This window comes from Lysinibacillus sp. 1 U-2021 (assembly GCF_029916965.1).
GTDB lineage: Bacteria > Bacillota > Bacilli > Bacillales_A > Planococcaceae > Lysinibacillus > Lysinibacillus capsici.
On record NZ_CP123966.1, the window covers coordinates 2,670,978 to 2,685,697 of the forward strand.

Sequence of the window (14,720 nt, forward strand, 5' to 3'; positions counted from 1 at the left end):
ATCACGAAATTCTGGTAATCGCTGCGGCGCTAGACGTCGTAGAGGAAAGTCCATGCTCGCACGGTTCTGAGATGACCGTAGTGTTCGTGCTTACTGAAAAAATAAGGTAAGGCAGCTATTAAGGCTGACGGCGGAAGGAAAACCTAAGTCCTCTGGATATGGTTGACACTTCCTGAAAGTGCCACAGTGACGAAGCTTGCTTGGAAACTTGCAAGGTGGAACGAGGTAAACCCCACGAGTGAGAAACCCAAATTATGGTAGGGGCACTCTCTAGAAGGAATTGAACGGATAGAGGGACAGAGTTTGCTCTGTAGATAGATGATTACCACCTGATCGTACGAGGCGCAAGCTGTTTGAGTACTCGGGAACAAAACATGGCTTATGGAATTTTTTGATGCTTATCTACGAAATAACAAGCGCTCTCCAATTCGGTGGAGAGCTTTTATTTTGAATTCATGAGGAAAAAGTAACCTTGTTAATCAAGTCTTGGTATGCGCTATACGTTTGAGAAGTATCGCTACCGCTTCTAAGTCACAACATCTGAAAACGGTTATCGCATCAATGTGATGTATTGATCTTGACTGCTCACATATTTTGTATTGTAAGCAAACGCCAGGTATAGCAACTACCTCTTTAAGTGGTTTATTTGTTTAAGATGTATGGGGTTACCTGCTTATCAAGAGAATGCCTTCGGCGATTGTCATAGATTTACTTGAGGCGCTTTTCGAGCAAATTCGAAAAATCTGGACGCATTCATTGCACAAAAGAGAAGCGTCAGTGACAATTACACCGAGCGTAATAATTACATAGTGGTTGGCCTGACGTAAATGCCCTTCTGAGAGGGAGTATAGAGAGATAGGATGGAGCGGAAACATGAACGGAGTAAACAATTGGGAAAGTACGGATAAACTGAAACTGATATCTAAATATCCGACTACCTTAATACTTAAAATCTTCGAAAATGTATCTGAAGGTATCATGATTACTGATAAATACAAAAAAATAGTAATGGTTAATCCTGCCTTTGAATTTGTGACAGGCTATACATGTGATGATGTGGTTGGAAAAACGCCAGCCGTTTTACAATCTGGTGTACATGAATTGCCGTTCTATTTAGAGATGTGGGAGCAGATACGACAAGAAGGCATTTGGCAAGGTGAGATATGGAACCGTCGTAAAACTGGAGACGTATATCCTGAATGGTTAACAATTGTTTGTGTAACCAACGATGAGGGTGAGGTTACAAATTACTGTGGTATTTTCACAGATTTGTCTGAAAGAAAAATAGTAGAAAATGAATTAGAAAAGCGTTTGCTCACGGATTCATTAACAGATGTATCCAATCGTTTTGCCTATATCGAAAGAATGGATAATCTCTTGGAATCAACTTCTGCTATTTCTCATTCAGTGCAGCATGCGATCTATTTCTTAGATTTGGATCGGTTTAAGCAAATTAATGATACATTAGGCCATGCTGTTGGAGATTCAATTTTAATAGAAGTAGCAAATCGACTAAAAAAATTACTGAAAAATAAAGATATTATTGCAAGATATGGCGGAGATGAATTCGTCATTACATTAACCAATGTGAAAAATGTGAAAGAGGCTGCAAAATTTGCTGAACAAATTATTAGTAGTATTGAACAGCCAATGATGATAAATGATCAGGAAGTTTTTATTTCTACAAGTATTGGTATTAGCGTTTATCCAGTTGATAGTAAAAACACAGAAGAACTGATCAATTGTGCAGATAGAGCGATGACTTATTCAAAAAAGAATGAATTAAACGGCTATTCCTTCTATTTTGATGAACTGCAAACCGACGCACAACGAGTGCTATTGCTAGATTCTGAGTTAAGAAGAGCAATAGAAAACCGTGAATTTGAGCTACATTTTCAGCCAAAGATTTCTATGGAAAATGAGCAGATTCAAGGTTTAGAAGCACTAGTCCGCTGGAATAGCGAGAGGCTAGGCTTTGTTTCGCCTGCTGAGTTTATCACTTATGCGGAGGATACAGGTCTAATCATCCCATTAAGTGAGCTCATTATCGAAAAAGCATGTGAGGCAGTCATTCAAATGCGACAATTTGGTTGGAAAACACCTGTCGCCATTAATATCTCGAGCATTCACTTTAAACAGCAGAATTTTTTGGAGTCGATACAAACAATATTAGAGCGCTATAATATGCCAGCTAACAATTTTGAAATAGAAGTGACAGAGCGAACGGTGATGAACAGTGCCAATGAGACAGTTAGTAAATTGGTTCGTTTAAAACAATTAGGCTTTAAAATCTCAATCGATGATTTTGGGACTGGCTATTCATCCTTAAGCTATTTAGTTCGCTTCCCATTAGATTGTTTAAAAATTGATCGTAGCTTTATCCAGCATATTGGATCACTCGATGAAAAACAGGCAGTAGTAGATGCGATTATTCAAATGTCCCATCGCTTAAAAATGAAAGTTGTTGCTGAAGGTGTAGAACAAGCACAACAAGTGGATATACTACGTAAAATGAACTGTGATATTATCCAAGGCTATTATTACAGCAAACCACTCCCGTTAAACGAATTGATGGAGTTTATGGAGTATTGGGAAATTGAGCATCAAGGAAGGAAATAATCTATGGCAAACTATCAATTAGTAGCTACGTCAGCAATGGGCTTAGAAGCTATTGTGGCACAAGAAGTAAAAGCACTTGGCTATGAAACAACCGTTGACAATGGCAAAGTATATTTTGAAGGCGATGAAACGGCGATTGCGCGTACCAATTTATGGCTACGTGTAGCGGATCGTGTAAAGATTGTCGTTGGACAATTCCCAGCAAAATCGTTTGAACAATTATTTGAAAGTGTGAAGGCACTCCCTTGGGAGAAGTATTTACCAGTGGACGCTGCTTTTCCTGTTTCAGGAAAGTCCGTAAAATCGAAATTATTTAGTGTACCTGATTGTCAAGCCATTACCAAAAAAGCAATCGTTGAGCGAATGAAACAGCATTATAAGCGACTTGGCTTTTTAGATGAATCTGGAGCGACTTACAAAATTGAGGTTTCAATTTTAAAAGATGTGGCGACACTAACGATTGATACATCTGGTGCTGGCCTACATAAGCGTGGCTATCGTCAGGCTCAAGGTGAGGCACCATTAAAAGAAACATTAGCAGCTGCACTTGTACAAATTTCAAAATGGAATCCAAATCGCCCGTTTGTTGACCCATTCTGTGGCTCTGGTACTATTGCATTGGAAGCGGCGATGTTTGGACAAAATATAGCTCCAGGCTATAACCGAGAATTTATTTCTGAGGAATGGCCATGGATGAAAGCTGCCATCTGGGATACGGTTCGTGATGAAGCAGATAGTTTAGCGAACTATGATCAGCCTTTAGAAATTATTGGTTCCGATATTGATCACCGTATGGTCAGCATTGCGCAAGAAAACGCAATGGAAGCAGGCTTTGGAGAGTTAATCACGTTTAAGCAAATGCAAGCACGTGATTTTACAACACAGTTAACGGATGGTGTCATGATTGGGAACCCGCCGTACGGAGAGCGTATTGGTGATGTGGAAGTCGTGGAACAGGTGATTCGCGATGTTGGGAAGGTCATGAAAAACTATCCAACTTGGTCTGTATATATGCTATCCTCCATGAAGAATTTTGAAGAATTATATGGACGCCAAGCGACGAAAAAACGTAAATTATTTAATGGTTTTATTGAAACAAATTATTATCAGTTCTGGGGTCAAAAGTCTAAAAGAGATTAACGAATAGTAACGGAAGATAAGATTTTTTCTTATCTTCCGTTTCGTCGCGTATAATAGCACCAGATAGTTAGAGGGGGAACATTAATTGCGTAAATCTTTACCGTTTGCATTATCAAAGGACCGTTCATTTTTCGATTCATTAGGTGACTGGATGGGCGATGTTCTTTATGATGAATTACCAGAAAAGGGCTTTGAATGCCGTGATGAGCAAATCTTTATGGCTTATCAAATAGAACAAGCACTAAAAGAAAAAAATGTTCTCTTTGCAGAGGCAGGAGTGGGAACTGGCAAAACGATCGCTTATTTGCTTCCAGCTATTTCCTATGCACGTTACACAGGGAAACCTGCGTTGATTGCTTGTGCAGATGAAACATTAATCGACCAACTTGTAAAAGAGGGGGGCGATATTTATAAACTCCAAAAAACGTTAGGACTTGATATTGATGTTCGACTTGCAAAATCGAGAGATCAGTATTTATGCTTAAAACGCTTTGAGGAAGCAGAGAAAGTGGAGTCGGATGAATGGATTGATGATATTTCCTTTTCTATCCCTGATGGTGTTTATGCACAAGGTTCGATGATTGCTGTTCATCCATATGGGGAACGCAGTGATTATCCAACAGTCAGTGATGAGGATTGGCAAAAGGTTAATTACAATTCGATTATGCAATGTTCGGTTTGTGACCTTCGTAATCGCTGTGGGCAAACATTGCATCGCTCTCATTATCGAAAATCAACCGATCTTGTTATTTGTTCACAAGATTTTCTAATGGAGCATTTGGCTACAAAGGAATCTCGTGAGCGTGAAGGTCAGCTAGCATTACTGCCTGAGGTATCAATGATGGTGCTGGATGAAGGACATTTATTGGAGTATGCTGCGCAAAAAGCGATGACCTATAAAGTACAGGCGACGACTATCGTGCAATTATTGGAGCGCTTGATGGTAGATGGTGTACGCGAGCGCACACTGTATGCAATGGAGAAATTACAGGATGATCATGAACTATTTTTTGATCAGCTTCGTGATGATATCGTCGCTTCTAATGAAGATCGCAAACGCATAAACAAATCAAAAACATTGCTTGCTTACGGGAAGCAATTAATAGATGATGTAGAAACATTGATGGAAGAATTCGTTTTTGAATCAGAAATGTACATGATACCTGAATATGAGCTAAATATGGCGGAAGAATATTTAGAACAATATGAGGCTTCGTTGCGTATTTTCATCGCACAGGGAGATGCAGTAGATTGGTTAGAGGAAACAGATGGTGAAGAAACGCTCGTCATTATGCCTCGTTTAATCACAGAAGTTTTAGCAGAAAAATTATTCTCTAAAAAGCTTCCAATCGTCTTTTCTTCTGCCACTCTATCGGTCAATAAAGACTTTTCTTATATTGCCTATAGTTTGGGAATTCGAGATTACCAATCATTTTCTGTGCCTTCCCCATTCGACTATGATGAGGTTATGAAAATCTATTTACATGAGCTTACACAACGAGACAAAACAGCGCGTGTTCAGCAGTTGCTGCGAGATGGCGAGCAAACGTTGATTTTATTTAAATCGAAGCAAGCTATGCTAAATTTCAAGGCAGAATTACCACTAATGGAACGTATGTATGTAGCATTTGAAGGAGATCGAGAGCTATCAGCCATTGTTCGAGACTTCCAGCAAGGAACAGTTAAAACATTATGTTCATATCATTTATGGGAGGGGTTAGATTTACCTGAGGAAGCATTAACGCGTGTGATTATTTATGATTTACCGTTTCCTCCACAGGACCCATTATTTGATGCGAAACGTACATTTGCTGAAAACCCATTTGAGGAAGTGGAACTACCTTTCATGCAATTACGCTTGCAGCAAGGGATGGGGCGCTTAATTCGTACATCGAATGACCATGGTGATATTCACATTTTATTAAATGAAGATGAACAAAAGCAGCGTGCAGCCTTTGAAAATATTGTAGCAGTTGTACCAGAAATAAAATAGAAAGAAGGCGAGTTTACCAAAAAGGTAAGCTCGTTTTTTGTTATACCGAAATAACATTATGTGTGTAGTTAAATTATGGATCTTTAAAAAACTGTTGAATATTTCTCTTTTAAGCTATATAGTTCTTTGTAATGCAACGAAATCTTGTGAAAGAATATATTTTTTATATTGAAAATAATTTCACAAAAGGTTTATAATAATGACAAAGATTTTTAAGAGTAGTCAAATTGCTTGCTGACTATTCCTTGATAGGGGGCTTAAACCTGTCGAACATTCAATCATTGTGTAGAAAATATACAAATCTATCGGCAACGGATATTGACAAGTTAATAGAAATAGAGGCTACGCTAACGTATTATGCTGAGTTGACTGATTGTTACATGTTCATAGATTGCTTGTTGGAGAATTTACCACATGCAATTGTTGTGGCAGAGGCATTCCCAAAGAAAGAGATTGGTTTATACGAAAAATCAGTTATCGGAAAATTCGTATTTGAAAGTTTTGAACCAGCTGTATTTGCTGCGTTTAAACATAAAGAAAAATCATCCATTTCCAGAGCAATTACGCAGGAAGGCATAACGGTGGAGCAAAATGTCATTCCCATTTTTAATGAGCAGCAGCAAGTAATTGCTGTGTTGATTCAGGAAAAAATGGTGAAGATGCAAACGACACCGAAGGATGATTTTCAGAATATGCCCTTTGCATTAATTGAGCATATTGTTGAACCAAATTCTCAACCAATTCCAGTTGTTTCTGATTTACTCGTAGAGTCGATTATTCTCACAAATCACGAAAATAAAGTGATCTATAGTAATCCAGCAGGCTATCATTTTATTTCGGAGTTATCTGGATTAGAAAATTTTGACAATATAGCGTTGGATAAAATCTTACCTTTTTTACAGGAGGTCTATGATAAAGGCGACGATGTCTTTTTCCTAGAAATTACGATTGATCGTAAGTCCTTTATTGTGAAAAAGATTCCTATTCGCAGTCATAACGAGAAAGTCACACTACTCATTATTCATGATCTAACAGAGCTTAAGCTGAAAGAAAATGAGCTAATGATGAAAACATTTGCGATACGAGAAATTCACCATCGCGTGAAAAACAATCTTCAGACAGTGACAAGCCTATTACGTTTGCAAATGCGCAATGATCTGTCTGCTTCAAATGCAAGTGCGTTTCAAGAGGCATTAAATCGAATCTATAGTATTTCATCAGTGTATGAGCTGATTTTAGAAAATGAAGATAACGCTGAAGAAAGAGTAGACGTTATTGCATTAGCTAAAAAAATTGGTCATAAAATGATTGGTACGTCTAATACAGCAACTATTCAACTAGCCTTTCATCATGAAAATTTGCAGCTGTTCTGTCATTCAAAAAAGGCAGTCTCTTTAGCACTCATTATTTGTGAGCTACTGCAAAATGCATTAAAGTATGCGTTTATCGGACGTGATGAAGGAGTTATCGATATTCAATTCATTCAGGAAGATTCTACAATTTCGCTTCATATTTCTGACAACGGCGTTGGAATGCAAGAGGTGAAGGCATCTTTTGGTATGGAGATTATCACAAGGCTTGTAGAATATGATTTAGCTGGCTCATTTTCAATTATCCCTAGTAATGAAGGTACACATACTCAAATTCAGTTCCCTGTAAGTGAGGAGGTATTTATCGTAAATGACTAGGAAAGTTATGATTGTCGAAGATGAATCACTGATTGCAATTGATTTGAAGTTTATGTTAGAAGATAACGGCTACGAAGTTGTAGCTCAAGCGAACAATGGGGAAACAGCCATTGAATTAGCCTTTTTACATAAACCACAGTTAATCTTAATGGACATTAAAATGCCTAAATTAGACGGTTTAAAGGCAAGTAAAATTATTGAACAACAGCTTGGTATACCCGTTCTTTTCATCTCGGCATATAGTGAAAAGGAATTGTTGCTATACATGAAGCAGGATAATATATTAGGATATGTAATGAAACCGTTTTCTGAAAAAAATGTGTTGCCTGTGCTTGAGGTTGCTTTTCATCAAATTGATAAATTCAACCGTCTCAATGGGGAGATCTTACATAAGCAAACACAATTAGATAAGCGAAAAGTCATTGAACGAGCGAAGGGCTTGCTGATGCAGGCTGAAAATATAAGCGAGGACGAGGCTTACCGTAAGATTCGCAATGAAAGCATGCAAACACAACAGGAAATGGTGCATATTGCACAGCAAATTATTAACAACTTACAAGTCAATAGTTGAAGCAAAGGCGCTTTAAAGAGATTTCTTCTTTAAAGTGCCTTTTTTTATATAAATTTATAAATAAAAAAGGGGTGATGAGTAAGATGGCAATGATAGGAACGATTATCGTTTATATTATTATGATTTGTGCTGTTTTAGGGGCAATCGGCGCTATCCGAGATGCTGAGTATGGAATTGGGAAAGAATTTATGAATGGGATCCATACGGTTGGTCATATTTTTGTCCCAGCAGCAGGGATCATGGCAGCTATACCTTACTTAACATGGTTTATTAGTCATTTTATTAGTCCGATTTTTGAGTTAATTGGTGCAGATCCTGCGATTGCAGCGACGACGATTTTAGCTTCGGACATGGGTGGTTACCAATTAGCCAATGCGTTAAAGGAGTCTTATGAGGGATGGGTAATGGCTCTTGTTGTTGGTTTTATGTCAGGTGCTACTATCGTATTCTCGATTCCAATGGGCCTTGCGATGTTGGATAAGCGTGATCATAAATACATGGCGCTAGGTATTATGGCTGGCGTTTTAACAATTCCGATTGGTGCATTTATTTCTTCGATCATGATTGTACTATTCAACACAGAAGTACGTGAAGTCATTAGTACAACAGAGGCTCCTACATATGTATTTGCCATTTCTGTTTTACAAATATTAATTAACTTACTACCTTTATTCATTTTCGTTATCTTAATCGCACTAGGCTTAAAGCTTATTCCAAACGGCATGATTACTGGCTTCATGGTATTCGGTCGTGTAATGGATGCGGGAATTAAACTAGTGTTAGTGTTCTCTATTGTTGAGATTTTTACAGGTATTTTTACAAAGATTTTTGGCGCGTGGGGCTTCGATCCAATCATGGCTGATGAAATCGATCAGTTCCGAGCATTAGAAACAGCCGGTTATATCGGGATTATGCTAGCGGGTGCCTTCCCAATGGTGTATCTAATCCGAAAGTATGCTTCCAAGCCACTTGAAGCAGCTGGTAAAAAATTAGGCTTATCCTCTGTAGGAAGTGCTGGGATTTTAGCAACGATTGCGAATATTTTAGCGATGTTTACACTAATTCGCCATATGCCACCAAAAGACAAAGTAATTAACATTGCATTTGGTGTATGTTCCGCCTTTTTATTAGGTGATCACTTATCATTCACGGCGAACTTCCAGCCAACCATTATTTTACCTGTTATTGCAGGGAAGTTTTTAGCGGGAGTTATTGCGATAATTTTAGCCTATAAGCTTTCAGTACCAACTGCATTAAGGTTGGAAATTGAAGATCGCAAGGCTGGCATTATCAAAGAAGGCGAGTATTTAACAGATCAACAATCTTAATTGATTAAAAAGTGAGGTGATGACGTGTGAGTGAAGAGAAAAAACGATTTATTCAGGAGTTTGTGCCGGGTAAACAGCTAACATTGAGTCACCTTATTGCCAATCCTGATCCAGAAATGTTTCAAAAGCTAGGTATCCAAGAAGCAGGTGCCCTTGGCATTATGACTTGTACGCCAAGTGAAACGGTAATTATTGCAGGAGACTTAGCAACAAAGGCTGCCAATGTCAAACTAGGATTTTTAGATCGTTTTACAGGTAGTCTCGTTATTGTTGGTAGTGTGTCAGAGGTAGAAATGGCGATGTTAGAAATCAATCGTTTTTTATCCGAGGTATTAGGTTATACACCATCAAAAATAACAAAATCATAGGATGTGTCATATGAAAAATCGAGTAATGATAATAGGCGGTGTGCAAGCAGGAAAGTCAACATTGATGAATACATTGTTGGGCAAAGAAAGCAGTGCCAACAAAACACAAGCACTCGTTTATGATGACTGGATTGTTGATACACCAGGTGAATATGTTGAAAATCCAATGTATTACAGAAATATTATGGCAACATCTTTGGAAGTAACACATGTGATTTACTTGCAGGATGCCACATCAGCTAGGAGTGTATTCCCTCCGCAATTCAGCTTAGGGATTCCCAAAATACAAATAGGGGTTATTACCAAGATTGATGCCCCTGATGCAGATGTAGAAAGGGCTACCGCCTTATTAAAAAATGTTATGACGCAGGGCCCTATCGTGAAAACCTCTTCATGGCAAAAGCTTGGCATTGAATTGATTGAACCATTGATTCAACTCAAGACAAATGAAGAAATTCGACAATTTGTTAAGGAAAGCGATAGTCCGTATCTCATGTATTGCTCACAGTAGCGAGAGGGAGGTGTAGGGTGAAAACTGAAAAAATATTTAGTGCAGGCATTGATATTGGGACAAGTACCACAAAAATGGTTGTCAGTAGTTTTCTGTTAAAGAATGTGGCTGGCGTAACACATGTGCCAAGGATTGAAATTATTGAGAAAACGGTGTTACATCAAAGTCCAATTATTAGAACCCCTTTTATCAATAAAGACATCATTGATATGAAAAAGATAGAGGAATTTATTTCTCAACAGTATCAATTGGCACAAATTGCTCCATCTGATATTGCAACTGGGGCCATCATCATTACTGGTGAATCAGCCACGAAGGAAAATGCAAGTGAGGTTGTCCATACCATTGCAGATGGCGCAGGTCATTTTTTAGTTGCTACCGCAGGTCCTGATTTAGAGGGCATCATTGCTGCCAAAGGGGCAGGTACTTTACAGCAATCAAAGAATTCATCCAAAGTCATCGCCAATATCGATATTGGTGGAGGGACAGCGAATATTGCTGTTATGCAATTTGGAGAGGTCATTGGTACATGTACCTTACATGTTGGTGGTAGATTGATTGAGTTTAAGGATGGCAAGATTCAATCAATTTCTCCGCCACTCATGCGATTGATGGAACGATGGGCTAATCCGTTAGGGGTCGGTGATGCGGCCGAAGATATTCGAGTGACACATTGTATTGAAGAAATGGTGCAAACACTTGCCATGATTCTTCATGGGCAATGCAGAGATGAAAAGCATCCATTATTACTAGGGCATTTACCAAACTGGCATAAACCTGTGGATGCCATCGTTTTTACGGGTGGTGTGGCCTCTTGTATTTATGAAAATGAATGTACTCAGCGTCAATATGATGATATTGGTGAAAAATTAGCGAAAATGCTACTTCAGCATGAACAGCTACAATCATTTTTATGGTTACGACCAGAGGAAACAGCACGTGCAACAGTGACTGGTGCTGGTACACAAACCACTGAAATCAGTGGGGCAACCATTCAGGTGGATGCACAGGTGTTACCACTAAAAAATGTACCTGTCTTCAATTGTCATATAGATCCTTTAACAGACTTTAACTCGACGGTGAAGACAGCAGTAGAGAGAGCAAATGATCTATTTTCTATACAGGACAATCGTTCGCCATTTGCCCTCTATTTTAGCGAATTGCCATATTTAAGCTTTCAGGATGTACATGCATTGTGTCAGGCCATTTTGCTACATTTGGCGACAAGATGCTCTAAGGACATACCAATTATCATAGTCATTCAATCAGATTATGCAAAGATTATTGGACAGACCATACAAGCCATAAATGCGACAGTACCAATTATTTGCATCGATCAAATTAAAGTGGAAACGGGCGATTACATCGACATTGGAGAGGTTCTGCCATCTGGCGTCGTTCCTGTTGTGGTGAAGACCCTTGCCTTCCATTCAAAGTAAGGAGGATGAATATGAACTTATCGGTGATATTTGGTGGAGAAAAATATAATTTTAAATCATTAAAAGATGTTATGGCTAAGGCCAATGAAGAAAAATCAGGCGATCAGCTAGCAGGTATTGCCGCTGAGACGGTTCAACAACGGATCGCAGCAAAGGCAGTATTAAGTGAGCTTTTAGTTAAAGATATCCGCGAAAACCCATTAGTGCCACAAGAAAATGATGAGGTTTCACGCATTATTGAGGGCGATATTAATGAGCAAATATATGGAGAAATCAAAAACTGGAGCATCGAGCAGCTGCGTGAATACATTTTATCAAATGACACGGGTGATCGTGAATTAAAGCGTTTAAGTAAAGGGATGAATTCCGAGATTATTGCCGCTGTTACAAAACTAATGTCCAATTTAGATCTTGTACATGCAGCCAATAAAGTTGAAATACTTTCAACGTGTAATATTACGATTGGTCAAAAAGGGACGCTGTCATCTCGTCTACAGCCAAATCATCCGACAGATAATATTGATGGCATCATTGCTTCTCTAAAAGAAGGACTGTCCTATGGTATTGGGGATGCTGTTATCGGCATTAATCCTGTAGATGATTCAGTTGAAAGTGTTAAAAAAGTGCTTACAGCTACAAAGGAATTCATCAATGATTGGTCCATTCCTACGCAAAACTGTGTATTAGCTCATATTACAACACAGATGAAGGCAATTAAACAAGGCGCCCCAGCAGATATGATTTTCCAAAGTATCGCAGGGACAGAAATTGCTAACCGTTCGTTCGGTATTTCTGCTGATTTAATACGAGAAGCAGAGGAGCTCATAAAAAAACAAGGAACAGGTACTGGTCCAAATTTATTCTACTTTGAAACAGGTCAAGGCTCAGAGCTATCGGCAGAGGCACATATGGGTATTGACCAAGTAACACTGGAATCGCGCAATTATGGATTTGCTAGACATTTTAATCCTTATATTGTGAACACTGTAGTTGGCTTTATTGGCCCAGAGTATTTATACAACAATAAACAAGTAATTCGAGCAGGTCTCGAAGATCATTTCATGGGCAAAATGCATGGTATTCCTATGGGGGTAGATATTTGTTATACCAACCATATTAAGGCAGACCAAAATGATGTGGAAGATTTGAGTGTATTGCTGACAGCTGCTGGTGTTAACTTTATTATTGCTGCGCCAATGGGCGATGACGTGATGCTCAACTATCAATCGATGAGCTTCCATGATGTGGCTACATTACTCCAAACATTTGGTAAAAAACCAGCACCAGAGTATTTAGCATGGTTAGAGAAAATGGGCATTTATGAAAATGGTCGACTGTCAGCAAGAGCTGGCGATTTATCCATTTTTGAAAGGTAGGTGAGTCAAGTGAATGATCAATTAGTTTCTATGATTACACAGCTTGTCATGGAGAAGATGGAGAAAAGTACAGGTAGCCAAACACCTGAAATAGCAGCTACTCCAACAGAACAACCACTTATTAAATTTTATGATACAGTAGAAAATCGTTCTTCAGGAACAACAGAAACTATAGCAGCATCACAGGAGCCATTAATTCAGCTGTATCAGCATGGAGCTCCACAGCAAGTAACGACGGTTACTTCTGCTACTTTCGAACAACCAGTAAATGCCGCTGTGCCGATCAAGCCCTTTCAGTTTGAGGCGGGCTCGTTAAGTGAAAGTGTGCAGGCTGCTAAGAAACATACACCTGCTCGTATTGGTGTAGGAAGAGCAGGGACAAGACCGAAAACGAAAACCTGGTTAAAATTCCGACTTGATCATGCTGCTGCGGTAGATGCTGTATATGGCGAAGTGACAGAAGATCTTTTACAAAAGCTTGATGTCTTTCAGGTCACAACGAAAGTCACAGATAAAGAGGAATACATTACAAGACCTGACTTAGGGCGTCGTTTATCAGAAGAATCAAAGGCATTGATTCAGCAAAAATGTAAACCACAGCCAAAGGTACAGATTATTATCTCGAATGGCTTGAGTGCAAGTGCGATTGAGGAGAATGTTCAAGATGTTTACTTAGCCCTTCAGCAAAGTCTTAGCAATTTAAATATTGACATGGGTACTACGTTCTATATCGATAAAGGGCGTGTTGCTTTAATGGATGAGATTGGTGAGCTGCTACAGGCAGAGGTTATTGTTTATCTAATTGGTGAGCGTCCGGGGCTCGTATCGGCAGAATCGATGAGTGCATATTTATGCTACAAGCCAAGAATTGGGACAGTGGAAGCGGAACGTATGGTAATTTCAAATATCCATAAGGGTGGTATCCCACCATTAGAAGCGGGCGCTTATCTTGGCACAGTCGTAGAAAAAATCCTGCGTTATCAGGCAAGTGGCGTAGAGCTTGTCGCAAAAGAAGGTTAGGAGGCTGAAATATGTATCCTCAAAAAATTATGGCGCAAATCTTGGCGATGCAAACCATTCCAAGAGTCAACAGTGAACTAGCAGAGCAGTTAGATTTAAAGCCACATCATCATAGCATTGGGCTTGTCACACTGACAATCGACGATGTTGGCTATGTTGCCTTAGATGAGGCGACGAAAAAGGCAGATGTCGATGTTGTTTATGCAAAAAGCTTTTATGCTGGAGCGGCACATGCATCTGGTCCATTGTCAGGTGAAGTGATTGGCATTATTGCTGGAAGCTCACCTGATGAAATTCGTAGTGGTCTTGATGCCATTCAACAAAAAATTGAATTTGATACGTATTTTGAAGCCATTAATAATAATGACAATCATGCCTTGTTTGCCCATACCGTGGCAAGCTGTGGGACGTATCTTGCAGAGCTTGCAGATGTAAAGGTTGGCACCCCACTTGCTTATTTAATTGCTCCGCCGCTTGAAGCGGTTGTTGGATTAGATGCAGCATTAAAGGCTGCAGATGTTGAGCTAAAGGTTTTCTTTGGTCCTCCATCTGAAACTAACTTTGGGGGCGGCTTATTAACTGGCAGCCAATCTTCATGCGAGGCTGCGGCACATGCATTCAGAGAAGCTATTGAAAATATAGCTAGAAACCCAGTGATTTAGAAAGG

The 14,720-nt window shown here is 39.1% G+C and carries 12 protein-coding genes and 1 other RNA gene; all 13 read left to right on the forward strand.

Annotated features, from left to right (window positions below):
- Positions 1 to 6 precede the first annotated feature (6 nt).
- An RNA gene (gene rnpB, locus QH639_RS13775) (RNase P RNA component class B) lies at positions 7 to 387 on the forward strand.
- 486 nt (positions 388 to 873) lie between these two features.
- Positions 874 to 2,619 carry a GGDEF domain-containing phosphodiesterase gene (locus tag QH639_RS13780; RefSeq protein WP_237900169.1) on the forward strand — a complete coding sequence of 582 codons (1,746 nt, stop codon included), beginning with the start codon at positions 874 to 876 and terminating at the stop codon, positions 2,617 to 2,619.
- 3 nt (positions 2,620 to 2,622) lie between these two features.
- On the forward strand, positions 2,623 to 3,759 hold the full coding sequence (locus tag QH639_RS13785) for a THUMP domain-containing class I SAM-dependent RNA methyltransferase (protein ID WP_048389991.1): 1,137 nt from the start codon (positions 2,623 to 2,625) through the stop codon (positions 3,757 to 3,759).
- A gap of 85 nt (positions 3,760 to 3,844) precedes the next feature.
- Positions 3,845 to 5,752: an ATP-dependent DNA helicase gene (locus tag QH639_RS13790; protein ID WP_237900171.1), complete on the forward strand. Its 1,908-nt coding sequence runs from the start codon at positions 3,845 to 3,847 to the stop codon at positions 5,750 to 5,752.
- 227 nt (positions 5,753 to 5,979) lie between these two features.
- Positions 5,980 to 7,440: a sensor histidine kinase gene (locus tag QH639_RS13795; protein ID WP_026023345.1), complete on the forward strand. Its 1,461-nt coding sequence runs from the start codon at positions 5,980 to 5,982 to the stop codon at positions 7,438 to 7,440.
- The gene (locus QH639_RS13800; protein ID WP_004269312.1) at positions 7,433 to 8,011 is read left to right on the forward strand and encodes an ANTAR domain-containing response regulator; all 579 of its coding nucleotides are present in this window, start codon (positions 7,433 to 7,435) and stop codon (positions 8,009 to 8,011) included. The genes QH639_RS13795 and QH639_RS13800 overlap by 8 nt, the downstream gene beginning before the upstream one ends.
- Positions 8,012 to 8,094: 83 nt before the next feature.
- Entirely contained in the window at positions 8,095 to 9,339 is a 1,245-nt protein-coding gene (gene eutH, locus QH639_RS13805) for an ethanolamine utilization protein EutH (RefSeq protein WP_048389995.1), read from the forward strand.
- Positions 9,340 to 9,365: 26 nt separating this feature from the next.
- Positions 9,366 to 9,707 carry an ethanolamine utilization microcompartment protein EutS gene (gene eutS / locus QH639_RS13810; RefSeq protein ID WP_004269314.1) on the forward strand — a complete coding sequence of 114 codons (342 nt, stop codon included), beginning with the start codon at positions 9,366 to 9,368 and terminating at the stop codon, positions 9,705 to 9,707.
- Positions 9,708 to 9,717: 10 nt separating this feature from the next.
- Positions 9,718 to 10,218, forward strand: a complete 501-nt coding sequence (locus QH639_RS13815) for a EutP/PduV family microcompartment system protein (RefSeq protein ID WP_004269315.1) — start codon at positions 9,718 to 9,720, stop codon at positions 10,216 to 10,218.
- 17 nt (positions 10,219 to 10,235) lie between these two features.
- Complete coding sequence (locus tag QH639_RS13820; RefSeq protein ID WP_281114679.1) at positions 10,236 to 11,657, forward strand: ethanolamine ammonia-lyase reactivating factor EutA; 1,422 nt, start codon at positions 10,236 to 10,238, stop codon at positions 11,655 to 11,657.
- 11 nt (positions 11,658 to 11,668) lie between these two features.
- Complete coding sequence (locus QH639_RS13825; protein WP_004269317.1) at positions 11,669 to 13,033, forward strand: ethanolamine ammonia-lyase subunit EutB; 1,365 nt, start codon at positions 11,669 to 11,671, stop codon at positions 13,031 to 13,033.
- 9 nt (positions 13,034 to 13,042) lie between these two features.
- Entirely contained in the window at positions 13,043 to 14,053 is a 1,011-nt protein-coding gene (gene eutC, locus QH639_RS13830; RefSeq protein ID WP_281114680.1) for an ethanolamine ammonia-lyase subunit EutC, read from the forward strand.
- 11 nt (positions 14,054 to 14,064) lie between these two features.
- Positions 14,065 to 14,715: an ethanolamine utilization microcompartment protein EutL gene (eutL, locus tag QH639_RS13835; protein WP_036077522.1), complete on the forward strand. Its 651-nt coding sequence runs from the start codon at positions 14,065 to 14,067 to the stop codon at positions 14,713 to 14,715.
- Positions 14,716 to 14,720: the final 5 nt, after the last annotated feature.